Consider the following 26,494-nt stretch of genomic DNA (forward strand, 5'->3'; position numbering starts at 1 on the left):
GAGATCAATCACGTGAGAAGTAGAAAAAACATCAATTAGCTTTAAAAAAGGAGATTAATCATCTATCTTGCTGATTAGAAAAATGTTGAGGTAAGGTACGTGGAACCCTATATTTCACATACCTTGGAAAAAGACGTATAGAGACAAAAATTAAAACCTGATTCCGAGTTGACCGTTGATTCCTCGAACAGAGTTGTAACCAACACCAACGAAAACTTTATCGGTAGCGCTTACCTGAACCCCACCCGAAAAAGCAACACCCTTATCTGCTGAATAGTATCCCAGCCCTACATAAGGTGAAATCACAGGCAAGCTGATAAATTTTAATATATCTACACCTGTAGAACCGTCAGGACCAAATCCTAACTCTGCTCCCAAATTCAAAGCCCTTGCGCCTACAGAATAGGTAACATCACCATCTTGGCTACCAACTGATACCCAAGGTTGCGGTACGATTTGAGCATGAGCACTTTGTGGGGCAAATAAAGTTAACAAACTGAGTGATGCGAACAGTGTTTTTGTCATTAACGCTTTTTTCACGTTCCACTCCTTCACGACCTGTGACAATGTAATCTTTTTCATAGAAAAACTACTGAGAAAAACTCTGTACCATAGACTAATTGCAACAAACTTGACTGCTGCTAAATTCCCAATGAACATCTGCAGCAGTTGACTTGTCTGGTGCTTACTACTGTTAATTAAAGTTTGTCTAGTATAACTGATGGTGACGAAATGACCCTTACTTAAGTGCCCACTTTAGCACTGGGTTGAGTCGATTTTCCAAAAAATTGATACGAAATCGTGATTGGTCTTAATGTTTCTTTCTTTGTAACACAGCACCAAAATGATTTATGAATTACACAGAAGAACTCAAAAGCTATCTTGATGAACAGGGACGTATCAAAGAGTGGCCCTCCAAGCGCAATAAGGGAAAGTTTCAAAAGTTGGTGTTGGAGTATTTAGCGTCAAAATTTGAGGTTGGTATTGTTTATACAGAAAAAGAGGTGAATGCACTGCTTAATGGGCACCACACCTTTGGCGACCCCGCGATGTTGAGACGAGAGTTATTTGAAAGCGGGTTAATTGACAGAAAGCGGGATGGTTCCGCTTACTGGCGCAATCTTCAAAATTGACGCGACCAATCCTTAGGCCAACGTTCCACGACGACTTTGGTTTGAGTAAAAAATTCTACAGCATGATTGCTTTGACCGTGTAAATCACCAAAAAAGCTTTCTTTCCAACCACTGAACGGGAAAAACGCCATTGGTGCGGCAACTCCTATGTTAATACCAATATTACCAGCTTCTGCTTCATAACGGAACTTACGGGCAGCTGCGCCACTGGTGGTGAAAAGACAAGCCATGTTGCCATATTGACCGCTGTTGATCAGGGCGATCGCCTGTTCAATAGTCTCCAAATGTATCAAACTCAGCACCGGACCAAAAATTTCCGTCCGGGCTATTTCACCTGCTGGGTCAACGTTTTGCAGAATCGTGGGACGTATAAAATTACCATTTTCATAACCAGATATATTCGGATCTCGTCCATCCACTAACACCGTCGCCCCTTCATTTGCCCCCTTTTGAATCAAATCCTCAATTCGTGTCTTACTTTGGGTTGTAATCACTGGTCCCATTTCTACGCCTGATTCTAAACCATTACCGACAACTCGTTTTTTAGCAGTCTCGGCTATTGCTTCTGTAAACGTGTGACGCGTTTGTCCCACAGTCACTGCTATTGAAGCAGCAAGACAACGTTGTCCTGCACAACCAAAAGCACTGTCAGCAGCAATGCGTGTTGTCATCTCTAAATCTGCATCTGGTAAAACAATCAGGGGATTTTTTGCACCACCTTGGCATTGGACACGTTTGCCATTTGCCGCCGCCCTACTATATATATATTTAGCGACAGGTGTAGAACCAACAAAGCTTATTGCTCGAATTTTAGGATGATCCAAAATTGCATCTACAGCTTCTTTGGCACCATTTACCAAGTTGACGATACCCTTGGGCAATCCTGTTTTTTCTAACAACTGGAAGATTTTTTGCATTGTTAGCGGTACCTTCTCCGACGGCTTGACAATGTAGGTGTTACCGCAGGCTAGGGCATAAGGCATGAACCAAAAGGGAATCATCCCCGGAAAATTAAATGGGGCAATGACTGCAGCAACTCCCAAAGGTTGGCGAATCATCATTTCATCGATACCTCTGGCAATGTCTTCTAGGTTCGTACCCTGCATCATCATAGGGATACCACAAGCAACTTCTACATTTTCAATAGCACGCTGCATCTCGCCTTGGGACTCTGCCAACGTTTTACCGCATTCTAATGTAATTGTACGAGCCAAGTCTTCTAAATTCTCTTCTAGCAGATTCTTAAGTTTAAATAAGTACTGCACTCGTTCCGTGGGTGGAGTGCGTCGCCAACTCACAAAAGCCTCTGCTGCTGCTTCTACCGCTTCGTTTACCTCACAAGCAGGTGACAAAGGCACTTTAACCAGTATCTCTGCTGTTGCTGGGTTGAGGACATCCAAGTATTCCATAGTACTAGATGTACACCACTGACCATTAATGTAGTTGGGTAATGTCATCACTTTTTCCATCAGTTAATTATTAAATCTGCACAGTTCAAATCTTGCACTTCACCCATAGTACGCCTTGTAACTTTAGTTCAGGGATGAAATACGACACGGCGAATTTATTCGCTATCAATTAATGAACGAATAAACTCTCTAACAACGTCTGACTGGGTACGCTTTTTCTTCTTGCAATATCTGAGAAATTTTTCATACTCTTCCTCAGAAATTCTAATGTGTAATTGTTTTTCTGGCATTTTGTAGACCAATGTGGTATACACATTATATGCCGAAATCGCGAAAGGCACGCTCGGTAACCACGCAGAAAAAGTCTCGCAGTAGGCAAGTATTGGAGATTGATACGCAAACCGTGGTTAACCCTTCGACTACGCGAGCGGGTTAATAGGGGCGTCCGGGAATTGTCAAGGGAAGTAGAAGCAATATCGAACGGTCAAAGCTGAGCGGCTTGCCCTGAGCGTAGCCGTTCGCGTAGCGTGCCCGCAGGGCATAGGGAGCCGAAGCTTTGATATTGAGCGAAGTCGTCCTTGAGGTTCAAGGACTAGTGTTGTAAACCTGAACAGGAACCAACCGCTAGTTTCGTGAGCGCACTACAAATCTACGTTCTAGAAGTTTGTGGCGAAAGCTTCCGGCTTCTAGCCGGAGGTAAACTTACAAGATAATTTTGTTTGGAACTGTGGTGTCTCCCATTTAAAATCGCCACCAGACGCATTATACTTGGAAATTGGCGGAATTGGCGCTCAAGTTAAAGCGTTTCTAAATAACTCAACAAATCTGCCATTTCTTGAGGCTTGGGTTGAAATTTCGGCATGGGTGGGGTTTCACCACTAGTGACTTGATGAATCAAACCATATGGGGATTTGCGGTTTGAGACTCCTTGTAAACTAGGACCTACGCGCCCATCTGCTTCCCAGCCATGACAGCCAGCACAGTTGATTTGAAAGATGGCGTGTCCAAGTGCTAGGTCCCCTTTGAGCGATAGAACGCTTTTGACGTATGGATCGGCAGTTCTCATAATCCGAACGGCAAAAATGCTCACAAGGACTACTAGCAGAATCGCCAGCGCCGTTAATATGATTCGCCAAATCAAAGTTTCAGTTTTGGTAATCTGGTTATCCAAATGTTTACTTTTTAAGTCAAAGTGTACAAAAAGTTTTCATTTCATACACATAGCTTAAAAGTTCTTGATGGTGTCTGCAAGCACAAATGTTTTTTTGCTAACTCAGCAGGGGGATGAACGAGGGAAGGAAGGAGAAAACAAGCGGCTATTTGCTGCCTTCGGTGAGTTGTGGCAAAGCTGCTTTGACGGCATTTCCAGTTCTACCTGGAAACGATATTTGAAAAGGGTTTTGGCTTAAGTTGACGTGTGCACCACGCCTGAGTTCTTCTTTGGAAGAAGCAATTCTGCCAAATTTGGTAGAATCAATGATGGGAAGAAAATATTGAACAGTAGCACAAAAGGAGATTTAACGTGGTTGAACCCTTGCTTGACGGCATTGTACTGGGTCTAATCTTTGTAACCTTGGCTGGGTTGTTTTACAAAGCTTACGAGCAATACAAGCGTGGCAATCAACTCGGTCTGTAAAGTCATCGGAACCGAGGACACAGGGATATAGCACCTTCTGTTGGAGGTAGGGGAGATCATAAGAAATTCTGAATTCTTAATTTTGAATTTTGAATTTTGAATTTTGAATTTTGAATTGTTATCTCCTTGTCCCCTCAATCCACTACCCTGTAAAAGGTCAAAGCCGTATTTCCGTAAACTTTTTCACGGCAAATTTCCCAATTCGGAATGACTAAAGGATTCCAATCTTGAGGATTATGTTCGATCGCTATTTCACCATTAGCATCTAGAAGCCCAGACTGAGCGATCGCCTCTATCACTGGCTGGTATAACTCACTTGCATACGGCGGATCGAAGTAAATTCTGTCAAATTGCTGTCCTGATAATTTTGGCAAAAGCTGTACAACGTCTCCCCGCATTACCTGAAATTTCTGTTCAGCACTCGCTAAGTCTTGCCAATTCTGTTGGATTATAGCACAAGCACGATGGGATTTATCAATTCCTACAACTCGGCTGGCTCCTCTACACAAAGCCTCCGCGCCCATTGAACCAGTTCCAGCACACACATCCAGCCAACGACAACCTTCTATTGTTCCCTGCCAAATATTAAAAACGGCTTCGCGTACCCGCGCACTGGTGGGTCTGGTTTCTTTTCCTGGTAAAGTTTTTAATGGTCGGTTTCCGTAAATTCTTAAACTCATTAGTTATTAGTCATTAGTCATTAGTCATTAGTTAGCAACCTTTTTTATAGGGTAAGCATTACCCACCAGTCACTTATCGCGGTAGGCAATGCCCATCGTGTATTCAAGTTACAAATTTTAACAATCAATTCTTAACAAACCTTTTGACTACGAACAAGAAACAATGGACTATAAACTCAACCACAATTGTATTTAGGCAGCAACTTGTGTCCAAACTTGGGAGACAAAATTAGACAGAATTTGCAGCCCAATATTGGAAGATTTTTCCGGGTGAAACTGAACAGCCATTAAGTTATCGCGGGCGATCGCAGCTGTTACCGTTTGATGTCCGTGGGTGATTGTTGCTGCACAGACTTGCGGCTCTTGTGGTTCAACAAAATAGGAATGAACAAAATATACCCAAGGTAAAGAGGGTAGATACTCCCACAAATGACTTTTTGGTTGAGTCAGTTCGAGTTGATTCCAACCCATATGAGGAATCGCAATTCCTGGTTCTGGACGAAATCGCCTGACTCTTCCTTTAATAATTCCGAGTCCTGATTCTGTCCCTTCTGTGCTTGATTCAAAAAGAACTTGCATTCCTAAACAAATTCCTAAAAAGGGTTTACCGGATGCGATAGCTTCTTTTATTGGTTTTTCTAAACCACGCGATCGCAGCTGTTGCACTGCTGGATCGAACGCACCAACTCCTGGCAAAACTATCGCATCAGCCTTTTCTAATTCTTTTGGAGAATCAGTAATCTTGGGAGTTGCCCCAGCTTTTTCTAGTCCTTTACAGACAGAGTGCAAATTTCCCATGTCGTAATCTACAACTGCAATCAACGTCATTTACTCGCTCCCTGTTAACTTTATTATGGAGAGTATCTCTATTTTAAATAATATTTCTTATGAAGAAAAGCATTCTATTAACATCTTTTGACACTTGGCTAAGCGAGCAAAAATCAAATTCTTCTGATGATTTATTGGTAGAAGTTTCCCGACTTAACTCGTTACCTTATGATTTAACCTTCTTGCGACAGTTGAGGGTGGATGTGCAGCTTGCCAGTTTTCGGGTTATAGAAAAAATCCACCAACTGCAACCAGACGCCATCATTTGCTGTGGGATGGCTCGAAAACGAACATTATTAAGTGTGGAAGTTGGTGCTAGTTGTGGGGAAATTGTGTTGCAGACAACAGTTGATTTAGAAAAGTTAGTCGCGGGGGCAAAGGCAGTTGAGATTAGTCACGACTGCGGTAAATTTGTTTGTGAAGGACTTTACTATTCTGTTTTAGATGAACTGCGCCAACGCCAACTCACAACCCCTTGCATTTTTGTCCACGTTCCTATTTTGACTGAAGAAAATCTCCCCTTAATTCTTGATGATTTTTTATTGATTATTCACAGGCTGGCACTTTGGTAAATTTACTTGCGTCTGTTTGAACAGAAAAATATGTACACAGATGTTTCCATTCTTACTAATTTTTCCGCTCGCTCAAATCACTCCTTCTGCACCACCGCCGCCTGAAGAAATTGTCCAACAGCAACAAGTACGCCCTTTACTTGGGACTGTGGATAGCATCCCAGTGTTTAACAGCAATAGTCCTGAAAAAGTTCTCAAGGAAGGGATTTTGCTTTCCACCTTTCCAGCCTCAGGCAAAAAAGTCCCAACCGCACACTTGAATTTTCCTTTTAAAGGACGATTTGATATTTTTGCTCACCATGTTGCCCAAGCACCCACACCAGAAGACTTGCGGACGCTTTATCTGGGGATAATCCTGCATAACCCAGGAAAACAACCAGTGACAGTGAATATCTTGCAGGCGGCGAGTTATTTAAGTCAACCAGATGCACCGTTTGCAGAGTTGCCATCTCGGAGTGAGAATATTTTAGGTACAATTTTTGCAGGACCAGGCGATCGCGTGGTTAATGATATTCTGCGAGGACAACGACAAGATACGTTTCCTCCTCAAGTTATCATTCCACCAGGTGAAAGCCGGATGTTGTTGAATGCACCGATTCCTGTCAGTGGACTGACACCACCTTTAAATGGTCGGTCTACACTCATGCGACTGTGGAGTAATGACACAGTGTATACAGCCAGTCTAGCAATGTTTGCACCAAAAAATCCTGATGATACTGAGCGTGCGCCTACTTTAGAAGACTGGCAAAATTTGCTCAATAATGGTGATTTATCCGGACCACGCGATAAAACACCAACCCCTCTCGAACAGACTAACAAACCAATCATATATGGTCGCGTTGCCGGAGTCACACAGGGGTCTGAATGGAAAGCCTTACTCATAGATGATCCAAAAGCTCAGCATTTAACCATACCCACTTCCGGACAAGCCTTTTCCTACCCTCTGGGTGCCCTAGATCGCGGTACCTTAGGAACGAGTCAAATACAAAGTGCACCGATGATGGTGCGCTATCCTGACACAGCATATCGTGCTCATGGAAACTACACTTTACAATACAGTTTAACGCTACCATTGTATAACAATACACAAAACTTGCAAACAGTTATTGTGTCAATGCAGACACCAATAAAAGAAGACCAGTTAACCAAATCCGGATTGCGCTTTTTAAATCCACCAGCACAGCAAGTATTTTTCCGGGGTTCTGTCAGAGTACGTTACAAAGATGATCAGGGTTTACCCCAAACCCAGTACTTGCATTTAGTGCAAAAACGAGGACAACAAGGAGAACCATTAGTAGTACTCAACATGAAACCAGGCGAAAAAAGACTTGTAGAAGTAGATTTCCTCTATCCGCCAGACGCCACCCCGCCACAGGTTCTGACAGTGCAAACTTTGAATAACGCTAGTTCAACGAGCTCTGTGAAATAGTAAAGTTATGAACAAACGGCGAGATAATGTCCCCTTTGATCCTTACTACTTCGAGAAACAAGCATCCCTAGATGTGACCTTTTCACTCAGCAACACGTTCCGCCACATCTACCAAACTAATCATTGGCGTGGATCCGATTCAGTTTCAGGGGAAGGCGCGAGTAGCACCCAAACACAACAGATAGAAGCTAAACTTCCAGCACTACTTAAGACATTACAGGTAGATGTACTCCTCGATCTACCGTGCGGAGACTTCAGTTGGATGCAGTTGATTGACTTACCTGTTTCACGTTATATCGGCGCAGATATTGTGTCCGAACTTATCCTAGAGAATCAGAAGCGGTACGGAAGCCAAAATCATCAGTTTCTGACACTGGATTTTCTAAGCGAACCTCTACCAACAGCAGATCTCTTGTTATGCCGAGACTGCTTTGTGCATCTTTCGTTTGGAGACATTTTCTCTGCTCTCAATAACATGAAAAGGAGCCAGATTACTTACCTACTGACGACTACTTTCCCTAATTGTGAGGAGAATGAAGATATTACCACAGGTGACTGGCGTTTACTAAATTTAGAAAAACCCCCTTTTTCTTTTCCGACACCACTACAGCTGATCAACGAGCAATGTAGTGAGGGAGGTGGTATTTTTCGAGATAAGAGTTTAGGATTATGGCTTTTACAAGATATTCATTTAGTGAAGGAACTCTAAAACTCGCCCCGACTTGAAAATTTCTCTTTTAGTTCTGAGTTCTGAGTTCTGAGTTCTATTTTCAAGTCAGCTTTACTCGTGAAGAAAAAATCCTACGCTTTCTAAGCGTGGGATTATCAGTCTGACCTTTCGTTTACTACAACTCGGACCTTGACAACAACATCATCATTCACTTTGACATAGACCTTTACCACTAATCCAAATGTGGAGTTGACTTTGACTAAAACATTAACCTTGACCACAATTAGTAAGGAACCCCGGTAGTTAACCGGGGAAAAAGGGGTTTTGTCGTGTACTTTGAGTCTTTTGTGCAAGACCGCATTAATTAATAAGATAAGCTTGTTTCAACTTGATTAGTTGCCAAATTGCCAAATGAATTAGGTCATACTAAATAAAATAAAACCCCAGGTTTATGACCTGGGGGACGGTGTTTCAACCACGATGTGCATGACGGCTTATTGCCCTAATCTATCTTTTCATGCTTTAGAAAAGTAGCCAAAATGCCAATAAAAGTTAATACTGATCGCTACTAAGTTCAAAATAATGACTTCAGCTTTTAGTCCATTTTAATGGACTTGGTTTATGAGCCTGGGACTTAAAGTCCTAGGCGGATGAGAACGGAGTCAAATAACATGTAATAAGTTTGACATTTGTTTTCCCAGGTGCAAGATGTAAGCAAAGGGAGCCGCTACGCGATCGCCCTAGGCAAATGAGCGATTGCGCTGCGCGCAGACGCCAAGGGCGTATCGCTCCTACTTGAGGTGAAAGTGCGTAAGCATTACTCCTTTGATAGAACGTTCTTATGGTCAAACATGGCTGTTGATTTGGCTAAACTGTTTCGTAAGACGGGAGTTAAACCATGAATATTTACGAGATTTTGCAAGCAAAACGAGAAGAAATCCTCCGAAGTGCTGCTAAATATGGAGCATACAACGTACGTATTTTTGGCACTGTGGGTAGCATTACTTGTAAAATAGTCAAGTAGGCGATAAATTTACCCGCCACTAGAACCTTACCAAGAAGGTAGTTTACAAGTTTCCGCTCTTCACACCATTCATTTGACATCCTGACAATATGGAAGATAATAACCCTCAGCGTAAAATGTCTGAAGAAGAACGTTTTCAATCAGACAGTTATTCCTATTTGGAACAGCCGGAAAATGCTACTCGCTATACACTACCAATTCATTTTCTAGAGGATGCTTTTAAAGAAAGGTCGTTCTCTTTGTTGGATCTGGGGTGTGGGAATGGAGCTTTGCTCAAATATCTGCCTTCTCAATGCGACTACGTTGGGGTAGATCACAGTGAATATGCCATTCAATACTGTTCAAACCTATACCCCAACCGAACTTTTGTGTGCGAAGATTTATGGGTATTTCTGCGTAAACTTGCTACAGAAAATAAAAAGTTTGATGCAGTGGTACTATGCGGAATGATATATCATACAGTTGATAAGGAAAACCAACAACGCAAAAATGAGCAGGAAATCATTCAATTTTGTCTGGACAATATAATAAGCGACAAAGGATATCTGATCATAATTATAGGACTTAATTATGGCAACCATCCAAATCATAGTCTGTTTGTTCGAGCGGAATGGCTACAAAAGTTAGTAGAACAAATGCTGGAAACTGCAAAGGCAAACATTGTTTACGAGAATCTGTGCCTACAGATCGGCTTGGAAAAAAAAATTGCACAGCAAAAAGTTATTCCTGAGTGGTTTGTTCAGGATGCCTCTACTGACTATTCAAGTAAGTTCGTTGGAACATATTGGGCAAGTTGGACATTTATAGCCTCTCCCGCATGTGTGACAGGTTAAGAAAATTGCTCGCAGAAATTATGGTTAACTAGTCAAAAACTCGCTTTGCTTAACCAGGTTTTTTGTATACAACTTGTTCTCTGGAAATTTATCGCCTGAAGGAATGAGCAATAATCCTTGAAATGAAACTCCAGAGATCAGAAAAGTCTAAAAAATATGCAAAGGTTGACTGTTATCCGTTGGCTAGTTCTTGGCTATTCGTGTCTATTTCTGCTTTGCGGTTGTAGTTTCACGAACGGTTCCACTGCTGGTAAAACACTTACTGTTGCAACAGAACCAACGTTTCCGCCTTTCGAGTTTCAATCTGCAACTGGTGAGTTGCAGGGTTTTGACATTGACTTGATGAATGCGATCGCGCAATCTGCTGGATTTAAAGTTAAATATAAAAATATACCTTTTGATGGTATGATTCCAGCGTTGCAGGTGCAAACTGTAGATGCGGCAGTTGCGGCGATGGCAATTACTGCCCAACGAGTCAAGACAATTTCCTTCTCGCGCCCTTACTTCAAATCGGGTGTCGCGATCGCCACCCGCACAGACAATCAAAACATTACCAATTTAGACAGTCTTAAGAACAAGATTATTGGCGTACAAATCGGGACGACTGGCGCACTCAAGGCTAAAAGTCTTCCTGGATCTGAAGTTCGCACTTTTAATGATTCACCCTTAACCCTTCAGGCATTACTCAATGGCAGTGTCGATGCCGTTCTTAATGATCGCGTCGTTATTTTATATGGTATAAAAAGCGGCAACCTTAAGGGACTCAAAGTGGTCGGCAGTCTGCTTACAGAAGAATTCTATGGCATTCCTACACCTAAAGGATCGCCCAACCTAGACCTGATTAACCAAGGTTTGGCAACGGTGCTGAAAAATGGCAGTTATACTAAAATTTACCAAAAGTGGTTTGGTACTCAGCCGCCACAACTACCAGAAAAATCACCCATTGAAAACCAGACTAGCGAAAAAGGCGTATCCCAGCTATTTACCTCACTAAGCATTATCTTGAAGTCACTACCCGTTCTGCTGCGTGGGGCTTTGGTGACACTTGAACTCACAGCACTCTCTGTATTGCTGGGTATGATCGGGGGTTCACTAATTGGGATTGTTCGCCTACAAGCATCTGTTCCTTTGCGCTGGATTGCTAGGGCGTATGTAGATTTTTTCCGGGGGACGCCGTTGCTGGTGCAGATTTTTATGATTTACTTTGGGTTGCCTGCTGTAGCTCAGAATTTTGGTTTCACCTTCAACTTAAATCGTCTGGCGGCAGCAGTGATCGCATTGAGTCTCAATAGCGCTGCCTACATTGCTGAAATTGTCCGCGCAGGCATCCAATCAATTGAGCCGGGGCAAGCAGAAGCCGCCCAATCACTGGGCTTGAGTTCAGTGCAAACGATGCGCTATGTGATCTTTCCTCAAGCCCAAAGGCGGATCTTGCCACCTCTGGGCAATCAGTTCATTAGCCTGCTAAAAGACACCAGTTTAGTCGCTGTCATCGGGTTTGAAGAGTTGTTCCGCAAGGGGCAGCTGATTGTAGCGGAAAACTATCGCTCGTTTGAGATTTACGCCACTGTCGCCCTGGTTTATTTATTCCTAACGCTGCTTTCTTCCCAAGCATTTAGTCGCTGGGAGCGATCGCTTAATCCCGTTAAGAAAAAAAGAAATTAATGCTTCTTGACTGGATAATGCTATTGCCAGCAGAATTAGCCACAATTTCCCTAGCAGTAAAATACTCTTGAAACGTCAGATGTGAAAAGGAATAAATCCCCTTTGCCCGTTCCACCAGTAGCCCATGCTGTCCTTCAATCGACTTCAAAACAGCTTCGCTGTCTAGTTCTAGTTCCTTTGGCTCAGTACGAGCATCGCGTAAGTTGCGAATAAAATCAGCAATGTATGCCTCAACAGTTTTTTGCTTAAAAAAATAGTCCTTCTGCTCAAATGTAGTCAGGGCAATTTGACTCAGCAAGTCTTCCTTGCGGTGTAAAGACAGGTTTTTATAAACCTGATCCCGCTCAATGTTGGGTTTGGCATCCCATTTTTTCAGCAACACATCCAACCCTTCCTTATAAAGTTCTGAACGATTTACCGGAAAATTTCCAGCTTCGCCAAAAACCAAACAAAGAAGAGTCAGCAGCAAGGGATTAGTTGCTAGTTCTTGAATTGGTTTATTCTCCTTGAGTTTCTGAATCAAGCTTTTACCTTTGACTTGATCACTCAACCGAAACCAGTTTTGAGCAAAGGTAGCGATTTGTTCCTCATCAAAATCTGCTACTTCCACTTCGGTGAACCGTTCAAAAGTATATTCTTTGGAAGCAATACGACAGGTGATGACAAACTGATTGGTGTGAAACTGATCGGAAATCTCTAAAATTTGCTTTAATACTCGCTTTGTATCTTCTTCCCGGACTTCATCCAAGCCATCTAGCAATATCAATGCTTTACCTTGTCTCAAAAGTTTCTCTGTTTTCAGGTTGGTGTCACTCACCCCGCAAACCGACAACTGTTGAGCAATATATTCCAGAACATCTGGCTGTTTGGATGCTTCTGCAAAATCCTTGAGGGTGATAAACAACGGAACTCGATTTGCCTGAAACTGTCCCTGAATGCACTGCATCGCCAAATACTTCAAAAACGTGGTTTTTCCTGCCCCTGGTTTCCCCAACACCATTAGTTTGCTGTAACGTTGTACCGCTTCCAGTCCTGGTACTCGCTTCTCAGTCACGGGATTGAGTCCAAAACGGTCAAAGTTTTCCACGTCACAATTTTGCAGCAGTTCTGCAATTTCTTGTCGCCTGCGTCCCGTGATTTTCTCCAAAATGTTGACGCTGGTGTAAATACCCCGTTCTCCAGTCAACTTGATAGGTTGAGTCATGTCCAGCACGCGCATGGTTCCACAGCGTTCTTTGACGTTGGGTTTTACTTGTTTGCGGATTTGTTGAACTAGGGTATCAATATCATTATCATTGTCTGAAACATCAGTAGCTAAGCGACCAGAGGGTTGCTGCTGCGCGTATCTTTTGCTCAAGTACTCCCGCAGGCGGTTTTCTTTAATAGGACCACTACCACTAATGCTAAACTTCTTGTATATTCCTGTTAAGCAGCTACCGAGATTGCTATCGGAGATGTTAAGCGCTTGAGTGACTTGGACTCGACTTTTACCACGAGCAAATATTTCCAGAAAAACTTCCTTTTCTCGTTGCGACAGTTCACTATATTGCTCCAATTGTGTCAGGAAGCCTTCTGGTAACGACATATACCTTGCCTGAAATCACTTAAAGTTCAGTTTAGCCAAAGTTTTCTGAAAATTTTTTTGCAAATCAAGCAAGTAGGGTGGGCAGTGCTCTGTGAACCCTTTAGAAACAAGACCTCAGTGGTGGCACTGCCCACCCTACACAGGATGTAACATGCTAAGTAGCATCTGGAAATTTCTTGCAAATCAGGATATATCCGGACAAGTCAACCTAAGTCACCGCAAGTCAAGTAAATAACTACGAATGAAAATTGCGACAGTGAACTCAGTCAAGCAACTGAGGCTACCGCAATGCTGGAAATAATTATTAACAAATCTGTTGAAATTCTTTTTGGTCTGTTACTAGAAAAGTTTGGGGAATGGCTGCTAAATGAGCGCAACCTCAAACTCCTTAACCACTTGCTGAAAAAGCAGATTCTCTTACTCTACCTGCATTGGCTTTTACTCAAAACACCGCAAGAATCTTTACCTAAGCAACCACAACAACATGATATCTAAATAAGTGAGTAGTATTGGTAAAGGGGAAAATAGCAAAGGCTGAAGTTATTTTTCTTTCTTGTGGAATGAGCGTTTCTTCTGTGCTGTATGTCTAAATCTTCTAAGTCTGACAAGATTTTGGTTGTAGATGATTCTGCTGACAATGTATTTTTGGTGAAAACCATTTTGCAGGAAGAAGGCTACACGGTTAGCACGGCTGTGAATGGTGCTTCAGCATTGGCACAACTTGAAATATCGACTTGTGATTTAGTGTTGCTGGATCTTATGATGCCGGGAATGGATGGTTATGAAGTCACTAAGCGTATTCGGCAAAATATGACATTGCCATTTATCCCAATTTTGCTGATTACCGCACATGACTCACCTAATGTTGCTCATGGACTAGATTTGGGTGCAGATGATTTTATCCGCAAGCCTGTGACTGTGGATGAATTATTGGCACGGGTGCGATCGCTCCTTCGTCTCAAACACAGTATAGATGAACGCGATGAAATTGCCCGTCTACGTCAAGATTTGGCCTCTCGCCTCACCCACGACTTACGCACACCCTTGGTAGCAGCAGATCGAATGCTGTTGCTGTTTGCTGAGGGCGCTTTGGGACAACTGTCACCGCAAATGCACGAAGTGATAGAGATCATGGCTCGCAGTAACAGCAATTTGCTCGCTATGGTAAACACCTTACTGGAAGTTTATCGTTTTGAAGCAGGTCGCAAAACTCTGGCGTTTCAACAAGTGAATCTCAGCCAGTTACTACAAGAAGTTTCACAAGAATTGAGTTCTTTAGCCAATCAAAAGCACCTTGCAGTCAATTTAGATTTTGGTGAGGACTCAGGGACTAGTATGGTGATGGGCGATCGCCTAGAACTCCACAGACTATTCACCAACCTAATAGGTAACGCTATCAAATTTACTGACACCGGCGAAATAACCATCCGTATCACTCCAGCGACTCCTTCAGATAATGGCATAACAGTTGAAATCGCAGATACAGGTAGAGGTATTTCTTCTGAAGAACAACTCACTTTATTTGAACGATTTCGCCAAGGAAGTCATAATCATTCTGGTAGTGGCTTAGGACTGTACCTTTCTCGCCGAATTGTCGAAGCACATCAAGGCACGATTCTCGTGAATTCAGAAGTCGGCAAAGGGAGTGTATTCACGGTACGTTTGCCCATTAAACAATAATCATAGAAAGTATGAGTTATTTTAACCTTTATCCCCTCTCCTTTATAAGGAGAGGGGTGCCCGATAGCGTAGCGTGCCGTTAGGCATAGGGCGGGGTGAGGTGAGACGTATGAATGCAACGCGCGTATCAAGAATTTAGTCTTACTTTAAAATAGAAAAAGCTTATGACTTGGAACCGCTGAACGATTTATTCAACTTAGCTAACGAGCACAAAAACAATGATTTCTCAAGAAGTGTCAATTGCCGATATCATCAACAAACAACGTGCCTATTTCAATACTGGTAAGACAAAAGACATTAATTTTCGACTTGAACAACTAAAAACTTTAAAACAAGCAGTCACTCAGCAAAAAGACGCAATTATCAATGCACTAAAAGCAGACTTAAACAAACCAGAATTTGAGAGTTATGCAACAGAAATTGGAGTCATCCAAGAAATTAGCTATGCTATCAAGCATATCAAAACTTGGGCTAAACCTCAGAAAGCACCAGTTTCTCCACAATTTTTTCCTGCATCCGCACGCATTTATCCAGAACCGCTAGGAGTGGTTTTAATTATTAGTCCTTGGAACTATCCATTTTCTTTAATCATCTCACCATTAGTTGGCGCTATTGCAGCAGGAAATTGTGCAATTCTTAAACCTTCAGAACTCACACCAAACACGTCTCGTCTTCTCAATGAGATGATCAAACAATATTTCGATCCAGCTTATATTACAGTGGTCGAAGGAGGTGTGCAAACAAGTCAACAACTACTAGCAGAAAAATTTGACCATATCTTTTTCACTGGTGGTACAGCTGTCGGGAAAATAGTTATGGAAGCAGCCGCTAAAAACCTGACACCTGTCACCTTAGAATTGGGTGGAAAGAGTCCTTGTATCGTAGGTTCTGACATTAATATTGAACACACTGCAAGACGCATTACTTGGGGCAAGTTTCTCAACTGCGGACAAACTTGTATTGCACCAGACTATCTTTTAGTGAATAAAAGCATCAAAGAAAATTTCTTAAATGAACTTCAGAAATGCTTGCAAGAATTTTATGGAGACAATCCTGCAAGGAGTTCTGATTATGGAAGGATTGTCAGTAAAAAACATTTTGAGAGATTGGCTCATTTCCTGAAAGAGGGCAAAGTTCGCATTGGCGGAGAAACCAACCCTTCAGAACTTTATATTGCCCCAACAGTGCTTGAGGATGTCTCCTTAACAGACTCCGTCATGGAAGAAGAAATTTTTGGCCCGATTCTTCCAGTGATAGAATACACGGACATAACAGAAGCGATTGACTTAATTAATTCTAAATCAAAACCCTTGGCTTTATATTTATTTTCTAATAACAAAAATCTGCAACAACAAGTCTTGCAGCAAACCTCATCCGGTGGAGTTTGTATTAACGACACAGTCATACAGGTTGCAGTTTCATCTTTACCATTTGGCGGTGTAGGTGATAGTGGAATTGGCAAGTACCACGGGAAATCTAGTTTTGACACCTTTTCCCATTACAAAAGTGTCTTGCACAATCCCTTCTGGCTGGATTTAAAATGGCGATATGCTCCCTACAAAGACAAGTTATCTACACTGAAGCGACTTATTGGTTAGCTATTTTTGCTGTTAAAGTAGGATTGTATTTTAACGTCCAGCGATGGGCGTTTCTTTGTAAGAGAACAAGTACTTCATAATGAGTAATAACTACATCACACAGCAAAAACAAATTATCCGACAGGTAAAAGATAGTATTCACCAACGGCAAAGTAAATTGAGCATTGTTGAGATGCGAAATGATTATGAGAACGATGATGCAATTTGTCTGGCATCATTAACTTTTCCGTCAAAAGACATTGCCCAAACAATATCAAAAGAAATCATTACTCCGTTACAAAGCTTAGATTCTCGGCATTTCTATTATTCAAGTGAAGAATTACTGCATATAACTATTAAAAATGTCCGAACTGTACACAATCCTCCGCTTTTTAAAAACGAAGATGTCGTGAAAGTTCATGAATTATTTACTCAAATCGTTCCAAATTTCCAATCTTTCACTTTTCGTTTGGAGGGTTTAATTTTATTTCCAACGAGTGTTTCTTTAACAGGGTATTGCAATGAGACGCTAAAAAAGTTAGTTCAAGCGTTAGATGTGGGCTTAAGAGAAATAGGTGTACCAGATAATAAAAAATATATCTCTGATACAGTTTTTTTTGGAAATATGACCTTATGTAGATTTACAGATGAGCCTAGCGCATCATTTCAAAATAAAGTCAAAGAACTGCAAAATCTTTATATTGGAGAAATGCGGGTGACTGAAATTAGCCTCGTCATATGCAACGCCGTTTGTCATCCCAAAACAAAAAAAGTTATAGGTACTTATAAGTTAAGTCAGTAAGCTGGGTAATATTTGCCCACGATCAGTGATAAAATTACCCAAAATTCTAGGAAAACCTCACCCTGTCCTTACGGACATCCCTCACGCCAGGTGCTACAACGGGGCGGCACGTTATGTTCCTCCGCTTCCCCCCAAAAGCTGCGAAGTCGAGCCAGCGCGCTTAACCCGACGCCAGATACCTCTGTCGGGAAACCCTCATCAAGTACTGGCTCCGCAAGGCACAACTCTTGGCAGCACTGGCTCCGCAACGCACTGGCTCTCCAAAGCTCGGAGAGGGAAAGAGTTTTGCATAGCAAAAAGCAAGGGTCAGGTTTTGAGCGATCCGATGTGTACACGGTAGCCCCTACTAACCTTTTAATTGCTGTAGCGTTCTTCAGCCCAAGGTTCACCACGTCGGTGATAGCCATTGCGTTCCCAAAAACCCAACTCTTCGCGTTCCAAGAACTCTAAACCATTAATCCACTTGGCACTTTTCCAAGCGTAGAGGTGAGGAACAACGAGTCTTAATGGACCCCCATGTTCTGCTGGTAAGGGTTCTCCAAAGACTTGAAAGGCAAAGAAGTTTTCTTCCAGCACAAAGTCTTTCATTGAGATATTAGTTGTGTAGCCACCGTAGCAGTGTTCCATAACATAATCTGCTTTGGCGTCTACCTCAATGAGTTTCATAAAATCTGTAACCTTGATACCAGTCCACTTGACATCAAGTTTTGACCAGCGCGTCACACAATGGAAATCCGCTGTAAATTCATGCTGTGGAAGCGCCAGAAAATCTGACCAGGTAAAGGTTACAGGTTTTGCCAAACCCCATACCCGAAACTCCCATTCGTCTGTGCTAACTTGAGGAGTCGCACCGTAGGTTAATACAGGAAATCCCTTGGTCAAGTGCTGACCGGGAGGAACCCGTTCTCCATCTTGTTCTGTAGGCTTCCGAAAAAACTTTCCCACCATAGTTGCAGAAAAATAACTTTTCTGAAAATACTTTAATTTTTATATGAAAATTAAGAATCAGTCATAGGTAATGGGTAATGGTAGGCGGTTAGTGGTTAGTGAGATAATAACTAACAACTAACATCCGACAAGTAACCAGTTACCAATTACCGAATAGTCCTCTTATGATTCCTCTTCTTCCTCTTCTTCAGCATTTGGATACACAAAAGTAGAACGTCCAGTCAAAATAGACTTGCCCAGAGAAAGAGCTTTTTGAGCTTCAACTACGGCTTTGTGCCTCCATGTTGCTCGACGTTTGTCTCGTTTGGACTTCGATGTTTTCTTCTTAGGAACTGCCATAGTAACGGGTACTCTAAATGTAGACAACCTTTTTATTCTAAGGCATACAAACAAATGTAGTGAGTGTTGACTAGAAATCGCTATGTTGTGATTTGCGTCGGTTTTTCTGTTTGAAGCAACCTAATACTGCAACTCCTGAACTTTCACTCTTGTCTTAGATTTTGAGCAGACGGCAGATCCTATAACGCTCGAATCAGAATCACGTAGACTATTAGACAAGGTTAGTAGACATAGGTTAGCCTTGTTCCTTACAAAGTCAATCACTTTCCTAAGCAATTAAACAACGAGTAAGAAAAATCGCGATGGCAAATAACTGGGCAATCGCAATTGGTATCAATCAATATCAGTTCTTTCAGCCTTTAGACTGCGCTCAAGCTGATGCTGAAGCAGTCAAAGATTTTTTGGTGACGAATGGTGGTTTTTTACCGCAACAGTGTCTGGTAATAACAGAGACTTCGCCACCGTTTGAAGATAGATCTACCTATCCCACTAAAGAAAATATTTTACTACTGCTTGAAGATTTTGCTGCTACTTCCTGGCAGCCCCAAGACCGATTATGGTTTTTCTTCAGTGGTTATGGCGTCAATTATAAAGGACAAGATTATTTAATGCCCGTGTTCGGCGATCCCAATCGCGTTGAACAGACGGGTATAGAAGTGCGATCGCTCATGCAGAGTCTGCAAGTAGCGAATCTCGATGTATTGTTATTGCTTGATATCAACCGTGCTTTCGGAACTTACACAGATGCTTACGTTGGAAAAGAAACAATAGAACTAGCTAAAGAACTACAAATTTCCACTATTCTTTCTTGTCAACCAGAGCAATTTTCTCACGAAAGTCGCGAACTAGGGCATGGATTCTTTACAGCCGCCCTGTTAGAAGCTTTACGTTACGGTAATGGCAATCATTTGACGCATTTAGAAAAATACTTGAGTGTTCGCACACCGGAACTGTGTCAACATTACTGGCGTCCCACACAAAATCCTGTCATTATTTTAGTACCGAAGCGACAGGCGCAAGTTATTTCTCCACCATTGGAGGATAAACGTGAAGCGAAAGTTAAGGAAGTCGCAAAGGAAGTCGCAGAAGTTGCAGGAAAAAATACTCCCTCATCTTCCTCATCTCCCTCATCTGTGTCATCTCCTCATCCTCAAAAAAAGTCGTCAAACAACCATTTTTTGCCGCTGGTTCTACTGTGGAGCATAGCTACAATGCTTGTTCTATGCTTAATTGCGGTTTTTTTGTTGCGCGATCGCGTAGGAGTCAAGTTAGGGCAAATAGTACCACCATCTTTCAAAAGTGCGACTAATACCAGAAAGATTGTTGATCCACCACAACCCGAAACCTCACCATCACCAACCATACTCACCCAACCAGAAACCCAATTAATCCCCGAAGTCACTTCTAGTTCACAAGTCACTCCCATTCGTGACGAATCCAAACAATCTAAGCAAGCGCTATTGGAACTAGAGAAAATGTCTCTGAGTCAAACTCAAGCGAGTGATTTGAGACAAGCAATTGATACGGCTGGTAAAATTCCGCCTGATGATCCTAAGTATGAAAAAGCTCAGGAAAACATCAAGATTTGGAGCCGCATGATTTTAGATTTAGCACAAACTCGTGTTAAGCAAAAACAGTATGCAAATGCTATTTCCGCTGCACAGTTAGTTCCCAAAGACCAAGCTGTATACTCAAAAGCACAAACGTCTATTAAGCAGTGGCGATTACAAGCAAAGCAGTATGTGACTAATACAACCCTTGTTGATGCTGCTGTTGGCTTAATTCGCGATGGACAGGCTTCTACCTACAATCGCGCTATAGAAGTTGCTAAAAAAGTTCCACGAGATGAACCAGGTTTTGATGTTGCTCAAAAATCTATCAACTCATGGAGTGAAAATATTTTGCGTCTTGCCAAACAACGAGCAAACCGAAAAGAATTCAAAGCTGCGATTGAAACCGCTACTTTAGTTCCAGAGGAAACAGCTGCATACAAACAAGCGCAGAATGCAATTGCACAATGGCAAAAAAACAGTCAATAGTTACTAGTTTTTGGTCATGATAGAGACGTTGCGTGCAACGTCTCTACACGTGTGAAATCTCCGAAAACAATCCTTAACTAAACGGTACTGATTTATTAGCAGTACTGTGTGACATCTTCGCCGCATTCATCAGCTAGATAGCATAGCGCTCGAAAACGTAAGCCAACCAACTCTTCATAGACAGGGTTAAGCTTGCACATTGGCGGAATATGAAACAGGGTTTTCCCAAATAATTTCACATCGCGCTCAAAAGGACACTGGGAAGGAATGAACTTGCACAAGCGATGAGCTAGTTGGCGATCGCGAACTGGAACATTGTCTAACCATCGCCGTATGGATTGGAGAATACCAAATTCAGGCTTAGGCGAAGGACGATGCATCTCGGCTGCTGGGGCGTCTTGTTGTGCTTGATTTAGCGGCACCCAGCTTGCCAAAAAGATTTTTTTTGTGGTATTATGATATACCTTCATGGTTCACTCCTCTATTTCGACTGAGGCTCTTGAACTACCCGATGAACATTTACAACTTTGCCACGACTTGTTCCGGAAGAACCTTGTCCTGACTGAGATACAATCTGATGATTTGTCTGATCTGATGATTGAGTAGCTACTGGCATCAGAGCCTGTTCTATATTACGTCAAGTTAAGCGCAATTTCCTTTTGATCACAGGTGCAATAGAGATATCTTCTTTTTCACTTGACGTAATTAAATTTTTAGTAAAGAAATCTACCTTTGGGTAGATAAAGGTGTAACGTTTACTAAAACTTTCTCACAAAATAAAATACATTTGACGTCACTGTTGATTGCGTAAGTAGAAATACTACAATTTTGCATTCAGGTAGTCATTAGCTAAAAGCAAAACTGTGTAAATTCGACGCTGGTAGTGACTTTTAAATATTACAACCTTCCCCAAAAAAATACTTATAGATAAGAGAGGCTAAGTAGGAGAGAAAAAGAATACAAGGAAGAAAATTAATTAAAAATCAAGAATTTCGATTTTTTAAAACCCATTTTTCCGCGATTTTACCCACATTTTCACCCTTAGTTGGAAAGTGGTAATATGACATTGGAATATGAGTAATTTTGCTGATAGCTATAGAGCTGCTGATAACAGCATCATAAATTTGTGATTCTCCTTCGACAACTTGCAATCTATGGCGTATTAGGGCTAACTTACCTGGGATTAGCACTGGGCTATCTTCCAGGTCTACGGATGAACCGTGCGACAATTGCTCTGGTAGGTTCTGCATTTCTCATTGGTTTGGGTGCTCTCAATTTGCAAGAAGCATGGGATGCCATTGATGCCACTACCATCGTGTTTTTGTTAAGCATGATGGTTGTCAATGCTAATCTATCCTTTGCTGGTTTTTTTCAGCGGGCACTAGCAGTGCTGTTGAGTTTCACCCGCAGTCCTTTTGGTTTGTTAATCGCCTTAACTTGTGTGAGTGGTGTCCTCTCCGCCTTTTTTCTCAATGACACCTTGGCACTGATTTTGACACCATTGACTTTGAGTCTGACACAAGCGCTGAACTTGAATCCAATTCCCTATCTACTTGCACTCGCAGGAGCAACTAACATTGGTTCAGTAGCCACTTTGAGCGGTAATCCCCAAAACATTCTTATTGGCTCTTTCTCTGGTATTCACTACATAGATTTTCTGCGGGCATTAGCTCCCGTCGCTTTGATAGGGTTGGTAATTGAGATAGGATTATTGTGGCTACTTTACCCTGAGGTGCGCTCAACTCAACCCAGCGAGCAATTACTCCTTAAGAAGGGACGCATTTTCAAACCTCTTTATCAAAAAACCATTATCATCACCACTGGGTTGCTTATCGCCTTTGCTGTGGGTTTACCTTTAGCAGTATCTGCTTTGGTAGCTGCTAGCCTTTTGCTCATCACTCGAAGGATTAAACCACAGCGAATTCTCAAAGAGGTGGACTGGAATTTGCTAATGATGTTTTCTGGACTGTTCATCCTAACAAAAGTGACACAAAAGTTGAACTTGTTGCAGCCATTTACTTATGTAGTTAACTCTGGTGTTGGTCTTTTAAGCGTAACAGCTGTTTTATCTAATCTAATTTCTAACGTTCCTGCTGTACTCCTGCTGCAACCCTTAATTCCTAAAGATAATACCCAGTCTTGGCTATTACTTGCAGCTAGTTCAACCCTAGCTGGAAATTTAACTTTGTTTGGTTCAGTCGCTAACTTAATCCTCGCAGAAGCAGCTGGTGAGTTGGGGTACAAGTTAACTTTTTGGGAACATCTGCGCTTTGGGGTACCGCTGACAGTGTTAACTTTACTTCTAGTGTATGTGTTGATTCATTGAATATCTTTGATGACGCTTCCACTGAAATTTACCGCTCAATTTTATTGATTTCAGCAGCTTTACCATCGCCTAAATCAGCTTGTTCAAATTGAGTAGTTTTAGGCAAGGCTATCTGAACATCTGATTTGGCATCAATTTCAACTTGAGCATTTTGGAATATCCCATCCAAAAGATGTCCGCTATCCAGAAAGAATGCTTGAATTTCAACCAATAGGAATACACCATACAATGAAAACTGGTGCAGTTTGATCATAAATTAGGGTGGATAGCAACGCTATTCCACCCTTGTGCAGTTTCATTTTTGGTTAGTTAACCAACAAACTTAAAACTCTACACTCTATAACTTTACTACGATGCTACCTGAGCTGCAGTACGAGTACGACGTCTTCTTCCATCAGAAACTTTTACTGGTGGTTCGTCAGGAATTTGCATCAATAAAGTTACGGACGGTTGACAATGTAGTTCCTTGCGCAAAGAGCGTGCGAGTTCCCTCTCCAAAAGCCCTTGCAATCCACCCCAATCCACCTGTTGATTTTCACCATCAAAAGAGGGGGCAAATTCTGACCAGCGAACGCTGAGGATTTCTTCAATCCGCTGTTGTACCCACTTTTGCAGCAAGGGGCGCTCGATGCTCGTGACAACACCTCGCAGATGAATTTCTGGCTTTGCCATCAACTTGCCATTCCAATCTAGCGCCATCGCAATTGTGACAATACCTTCTTCTGCCATACGTTGCCGTTCTTGGAGCACTTTGGCACTAACCATGCCACTACCGGAAGTATCTACCAGTTCCAGACCAGATGCTACTTTACCAGCAACACGCATTGATTCCTCTGTGAGTTCGACGATATTTCCATTCTGAATAATCACCATGTTTTCAGCAGGAATGCCCATACTCTGAGCTGTTTGGGAATGCTTGACGAGCATCCGATGTTCTCCGTGAACTGGTAGGAAGAACTTGGGTTTAGTCAGAGCAATCATCAGCTTTTGGTCTTCCTGACATCCATGACCAGAGACGTGAATTCCTTTATCCCGACCATAGATGACATTTGCTCCCTGCATCATCAATTTATCGATGACGGTGACTACAGCAATTGTATTTCCAGGAATGGGGTTGGCTGAGAAGACGACCGTATCTCCTTGGCGAATTCTAATATGGGGATGTTCTTGATTGGCAATCCGAGTCATTGCTGACATCGGTTCACCTTGAGAACCAGTCGTCAAAATTAAGACCTTTTCCTCAGGTATATTACGGACTGCTTGCAACGGCTGAAGGAGATTCTCATCACACTTGATGTATCCTAGATTACGGGCATGGGCAATCAAATTCAGCATGGAACGACCTACCACGCCCACGACACGCTTATACTTTTGCGCCAGTTGCAAAACCATGTTAATCCGATGCACGCTGGAGGCAAAGGTTGTCACAAATAATCGCCCAGTGGCTTGACTGAAGACTCTGTCCAGATTTGGATACACAGAACGTTCTGAAGGCGTAAATCCCGGTACTTCTGAGTTTGTTGAATCACTCATCAAGCACAGTACGCCTTTCTCCCCGTGTTCGGCTAGTCTTTGCAAGTCAAAATGCTCACCATCTACGGGCGTATGGTCAATTTTAAAATCCCCTGTATGGATAAGTATTCCAACTGGTGTATGAATCGCTACAGTAAAGCTATCAGCGATGGAGTGTGTATTGCGAATATATTCTACAAAGAAATGTTTGCCAATTCTCACCACATCGCGGGGGAGGACAGTTTTTAACTCAGTGCGATCGCGCACTCCCGCTTCTTCCAATTTCCCCTCCAGCATTGCCAGTGCTAGTCTCGGACCATAAATCGCAGGAATTTCAAATTGCTTTAGGTGAAAGGCTATCCCACCGATATGGTCTTCATGACCGTGGGTAACAATCATACCTTTAATTTTGTGGCGATTTTCCCGTATATAAGTCATGTCTGGGAGTACTATATTGACTCCATGCATCCCGTCTGTGGGAAAAGCCAATCCTGCATCTAGCAGGATAATTTCATCGTCATACTCAAAAACACAGGTATTTTTACCAATTTCATGCAAACCGCCCAACGGAATGATTTTTAGGGCGGCTAAAGTTTCGTTTTTAGCCATATTCTCCTTACTCGTGTTCTTTGTTGATAAAAATGTGAAATTTAAAGATTGTTCTTTGTCAATCAATTGTTGTAAAACTGACAAGACAAATAGGCTATGAAATCAGTCTGAAAACAGCTGATTCTTTATCAGATGTTCAATTGTTGCTTAATTAATTCGGCTTTAAAAGCTCAAAATTCATAATATATTTATCCAGTCTTAGCACAGGAGTTTTACCCATCTCTTGGTAAAATAAAGCACTTTTATTATAAAAATCTTTCGCAAATTAGCCCGTCTGCCTTCATTATATTCCTATTAAATTAAATCAAGTTCTTTGAGAACGAGTTTTAACTTTTGACTGATTTCTGAGTCAGGTTCGCACAATGGGAGACGAGTTGAACCAACCTCCCAACCTAAAAGATTTAATGCTTTCTTGACTGGGATGGGGCTTGTCGTTGCAAATAAAGCTTTAAACAGAGGAAAGAGTTGGAGATGTATTTCCCTAGCTACTTGAATTTTACCTGAATCAAAGGCTTGAATCATCTTTTGTAGTTCGTTTCCTACCAGATGAGAAGCCACACTGACGACACCTTTTGCCCCTATTGCCAACAGAGACAAAGTCATGTAATCATCACCAGAATAAATCTGGAATTCTTTTGGCGTCAAGCGACGAATTTCACTTGCTTGATCTATATTGCCTGTCGATTCCTTAATTCCAATAATATTGTCAATTTCAGCTAACCGAGCAACAGTTTCCGGTTGGAGATTTTGACCTGTACGACCAGGGACATTGTACAACAGCAACGGTAAGTCAGGCGTCGCCTGAGCGATCGCAGCAAAGTGCTGATAAAGCCCTGCTTGGGGGGGTTTGTTGTAGTAAGGAACAACCTGTAGTACGCCATGTACTCCTATTTTAACTGCCTTTTGGGTAGCGGCAATTGCTTCTTTTGTTGAATTAGAGCCACACCCTGCGATCACAAAAGCTTTTCCCGCCACGGCCTGCAATACCACAGAAAACAACTGGTATTCTTCCTCCCAACTCAGGGTAGGAGATTCTCCCGTAGTTCCACATACCACCATTGTATCTGTACCATGGTCCGCTAGATGTGCTGCTAGTGCTGCAGCTACATCATAATTCACACTGCCGTCTTCCTTAAACGGCGTAATCATAGCGGTTAGAACTCTGCCAAAATCTACCACCCTCTTTTCACTCCTAAAT

Annotated in this window: 27 protein-coding genes; 14 read left to right on the top strand and 13 right to left on the bottom strand. The window is 42.1% G+C overall.

Going from position 1 to position 26,494, the window contains the following annotated elements; all coding sequences use genetic code 11:
• Positions 1 to 150: 150 nt before the first annotated feature.
• Positions 151 to 582 (bottom strand): hypothetical protein, encoded by a 432-nt coding sequence (locus DP114_RS32035; RefSeq protein ID WP_211178342.1) that lies wholly within the window; start codon positions 580 to 582, stop codon positions 151 to 153.
• 269 nt (positions 583 to 851) lie between these two features.
• Here DP114_RS32035 and DP114_RS32040 point away from each other — a divergent pair, with 269 nt between their 5' ends.
• On the top strand, positions 852 to 1,133 hold the full coding sequence (locus DP114_RS32040) for a DUF2087 domain-containing protein (protein WP_169264054.1): 282 nt from the start codon (positions 852 to 854) through the stop codon (positions 1,131 to 1,133).
• Here DP114_RS32040 and DP114_RS32045 read toward each other — a convergent pair.
• Together DP114_RS32045 and DP114_RS32050 are read right to left on the bottom strand one after the other, a co-directional pair.
• The gene (locus DP114_RS32045) at positions 1,124 to 2,602 is read right to left on the bottom strand and encodes a CoA-acylating methylmalonate-semialdehyde dehydrogenase (RefSeq protein ID WP_171978041.1); all 1,479 of its coding nucleotides are present in this window, start codon (positions 2,600 to 2,602) and stop codon (positions 1,124 to 1,126) included. The genes DP114_RS32040 and DP114_RS32045 overlap by 10 nt on opposite strands.
• A gap of 736 nt (positions 2,603 to 3,338) precedes the next feature.
• Positions 3,339 to 3,713, bottom strand: coding sequence for a c-type cytochrome (locus DP114_RS32050; protein ID WP_169264052.1), 375 nt, complete (start codon positions 3,711 to 3,713; stop codon positions 3,339 to 3,341).
• A 351-nt stretch (positions 3,714 to 4,064) separates the two neighbouring features.
• Here DP114_RS32050 and petG point away from each other — a divergent pair, with 351 nt between their 5' ends.
• Complete coding sequence (petG, locus tag DP114_RS32055) at positions 4,065 to 4,178, top strand: cytochrome b6-f complex subunit V (RefSeq protein WP_048871568.1); 114 nt, start codon at positions 4,065 to 4,067, stop codon at positions 4,176 to 4,178.
• A gap of 134 nt (positions 4,179 to 4,312) precedes the next feature.
• Here the strand turns inward: petG and rsmD are convergent, their stop codons facing one another.
• On the bottom strand, positions 4,313 to 4,858 hold the full coding sequence (gene rsmD / locus DP114_RS32060; protein WP_171978042.1) for a 16S rRNA (guanine(966)-N(2))-methyltransferase RsmD: 546 nt from the start codon (positions 4,856 to 4,858) through the stop codon (positions 4,313 to 4,315).
• A gap of 192 nt (positions 4,859 to 5,050) precedes the next feature.
• Positions 5,051 to 5,686, bottom strand: a complete 636-nt coding sequence (gene hisH, locus DP114_RS32065; protein WP_171978043.1) for an imidazole glycerol phosphate synthase subunit HisH — start codon at positions 5,684 to 5,686, stop codon at positions 5,051 to 5,053.
• Between the two features lie 59 nt (positions 5,687 to 5,745).
• On the opposite strand from hisH, the gene DP114_RS32070 reads away from it, so the two are divergent.
• The 6 genes from DP114_RS32070 (at position 5,746) to DP114_RS32090 (ending at position 11,879) form a co-directional block, all read left to right on the top strand.
• Positions 5,746 to 6,258, top strand: a complete 513-nt coding sequence (locus DP114_RS32070; protein ID WP_169264048.1) for a C15 family peptidase — start codon at positions 5,746 to 5,748, stop codon at positions 6,256 to 6,258.
• A 40-nt stretch (positions 6,259 to 6,298) separates the two neighbouring features.
• Positions 6,299 to 7,687, top strand: a complete 1,389-nt coding sequence (locus tag DP114_RS32075; protein WP_171978044.1) for a DUF3370 domain-containing protein — start codon at positions 6,299 to 6,301, stop codon at positions 7,685 to 7,687.
• 7 nt (positions 7,688 to 7,694) lie between these two features.
• On the top strand, positions 7,695 to 8,396 hold the full coding sequence (locus DP114_RS32080; RefSeq protein ID WP_171978045.1) for a class I SAM-dependent methyltransferase: 702 nt from the start codon (positions 7,695 to 7,697) through the stop codon (positions 8,394 to 8,396).
• A gap of 859 nt (positions 8,397 to 9,255) precedes the next feature.
• Complete coding sequence (locus DP114_RS35910; protein WP_256379304.1) at positions 9,256 to 9,381, top strand: hypothetical protein; 126 nt, start codon at positions 9,256 to 9,258, stop codon at positions 9,379 to 9,381.
• An 89-nt stretch (positions 9,382 to 9,470) separates the two neighbouring features.
• Positions 9,471 to 10,214: a class I SAM-dependent methyltransferase gene (locus DP114_RS32085; RefSeq protein ID WP_171978046.1), complete on the top strand. Its 744-nt coding sequence runs from the start codon at positions 9,471 to 9,473 to the stop codon at positions 10,212 to 10,214.
• Positions 10,215 to 10,370: 156 nt separating this feature from the next.
• Positions 10,371 to 11,879: an ABC transporter permease subunit gene (locus DP114_RS32090; protein ID WP_171978047.1), complete on the top strand. Its 1,509-nt coding sequence runs from the start codon at positions 10,371 to 10,373 to the stop codon at positions 11,877 to 11,879.
• Here DP114_RS32090 and DP114_RS32095 read toward each other — a convergent pair.
• Positions 11,860 to 13,464: an NACHT domain-containing protein gene (locus tag DP114_RS32095; protein WP_171978048.1), complete on the bottom strand. Its 1,605-nt coding sequence runs from the start codon at positions 13,462 to 13,464 to the stop codon at positions 11,860 to 11,862. The two genes, DP114_RS32090 and DP114_RS32095, sit on opposite strands and share 20 nt — an antisense overlap.
• A gap of 288 nt (positions 13,465 to 13,752) precedes the next feature.
• Between DP114_RS32095 and DP114_RS32100 the strand changes: the two genes are divergently transcribed.
• The 4 genes from DP114_RS32100 to DP114_RS32115 all read left to right on the top strand — a co-directional run bounded on the left by DP114_RS32100 (position 13,753) and on the right by DP114_RS32115 (position 17,523).
• A complete protein-coding gene (locus tag DP114_RS32100) occupies positions 13,753 to 13,959 on the top strand; it encodes a hypothetical protein (RefSeq protein WP_169264042.1) in 207 nt (68 codons plus the stop codon).
• An 87-nt stretch (positions 13,960 to 14,046) separates the two neighbouring features.
• Positions 14,047 to 15,144: an ATP-binding response regulator gene (locus DP114_RS32105; RefSeq protein ID WP_171978049.1), complete on the top strand. Its 1,098-nt coding sequence runs from the start codon at positions 14,047 to 14,049 to the stop codon at positions 15,142 to 15,144.
• A gap of 218 nt (positions 15,145 to 15,362) precedes the next feature.
• Positions 15,363 to 16,742 (top strand): aldehyde dehydrogenase, encoded by a 1,380-nt coding sequence (locus DP114_RS32110; protein WP_171978050.1) that lies wholly within the window; start codon positions 15,363 to 15,365, stop codon positions 16,740 to 16,742.
• 79 nt (positions 16,743 to 16,821) lie between these two features.
• Positions 16,822 to 17,523 carry a 2'-5' RNA ligase family protein gene (locus DP114_RS32115; RefSeq protein ID WP_171978051.1) on the top strand — a complete coding sequence of 234 codons (702 nt, stop codon included), beginning with the start codon at positions 16,822 to 16,824 and terminating at the stop codon, positions 17,521 to 17,523.
• Between the two features lie 354 nt (positions 17,524 to 17,877).
• On the opposite strand, the gene DP114_RS32120 is transcribed toward DP114_RS32115, so the two are convergent.
• A complete protein-coding gene (locus tag DP114_RS32120; RefSeq protein WP_169264747.1) occupies positions 17,878 to 18,471 on the bottom strand; it encodes a sulfite oxidase-like oxidoreductase in 594 nt (197 codons plus the stop codon).
• Between the two features lie 162 nt (positions 18,472 to 18,633).
• Entirely contained in the window at positions 18,634 to 18,810 is a 177-nt protein-coding gene (rpmF, locus tag DP114_RS32125; RefSeq protein WP_169264748.1) for a 50S ribosomal protein L32, read from the bottom strand.
• 302 nt (positions 18,811 to 19,112) lie between these two features.
• Between rpmF and DP114_RS32130 the strand changes: the two genes are divergently transcribed.
• A complete protein-coding gene (locus DP114_RS32130; RefSeq protein WP_171978052.1) occupies positions 19,113 to 20,849 on the top strand; it encodes a caspase family protein in 1,737 nt (578 codons plus the stop codon).
• A 95-nt stretch (positions 20,850 to 20,944) separates the two neighbouring features.
• Here DP114_RS32130 and DP114_RS32135 read toward each other — a convergent pair whose 3' ends face one another.
• Together DP114_RS32135 and DP114_RS35915 are read right to left on the bottom strand one after the other, a co-directional pair.
• Entirely contained in the window at positions 20,945 to 21,319 is a 375-nt protein-coding gene (locus tag DP114_RS32135) for a Mo-dependent nitrogenase C-terminal domain-containing protein (RefSeq protein WP_169264750.1), read from the bottom strand.
• An 11-nt stretch (positions 21,320 to 21,330) separates the two neighbouring features.
• The gene (locus DP114_RS35915) at positions 21,331 to 21,465 is read right to left on the bottom strand and encodes a hypothetical protein (protein WP_256379305.1); all 135 of its coding nucleotides are present in this window, start codon (positions 21,463 to 21,465) and stop codon (positions 21,331 to 21,333) included.
• A gap of 513 nt (positions 21,466 to 21,978) precedes the next feature.
• Between DP114_RS35915 and DP114_RS32140 the strand changes: the two genes are divergently transcribed.
• Positions 21,979 to 23,175, top strand: a complete 1,197-nt coding sequence (locus DP114_RS32140; protein ID WP_169264782.1) for an anion transporter — start codon at positions 21,979 to 21,981, stop codon at positions 23,173 to 23,175.
• Positions 23,176 to 23,203: 28 nt separating this feature from the next.
• Here DP114_RS32140 and DP114_RS32145 read toward each other — a convergent pair whose 3' ends face one another.
• From DP114_RS32145 to dapA, 3 genes are all read right to left on the bottom strand, one after another.
• Positions 23,204 to 23,428: a hypothetical protein gene (locus tag DP114_RS32145; RefSeq protein ID WP_169264751.1), complete on the bottom strand. Its 225-nt coding sequence runs from the start codon at positions 23,426 to 23,428 to the stop codon at positions 23,204 to 23,206.
• A gap of 95 nt (positions 23,429 to 23,523) precedes the next feature.
• Positions 23,524 to 25,296 carry a ribonuclease J gene (locus DP114_RS32150; RefSeq protein WP_169264752.1) on the bottom strand — a complete coding sequence of 591 codons (1,773 nt, stop codon included), beginning with the start codon at positions 25,294 to 25,296 and terminating at the stop codon, positions 23,524 to 23,526.
• Between the two features lie 294 nt (positions 25,297 to 25,590).
• Positions 25,591 to 26,475, bottom strand: a complete 885-nt coding sequence (gene dapA / locus DP114_RS32155) for a 4-hydroxy-tetrahydrodipicolinate synthase (RefSeq protein ID WP_171978053.1) — start codon at positions 26,473 to 26,475, stop codon at positions 25,591 to 25,593.
• Positions 26,476 to 26,494: the final 19 nt, after the last annotated feature.

Origin of the sequence: Brasilonema sennae CENA114, from assembly GCF_006968745.1 — a bacterium.
Classification (GTDB): Bacteria; Cyanobacteriota; Cyanobacteriia; order Cyanobacteriales; family Nostocaceae; genus Brasilonema; species Brasilonema sennae.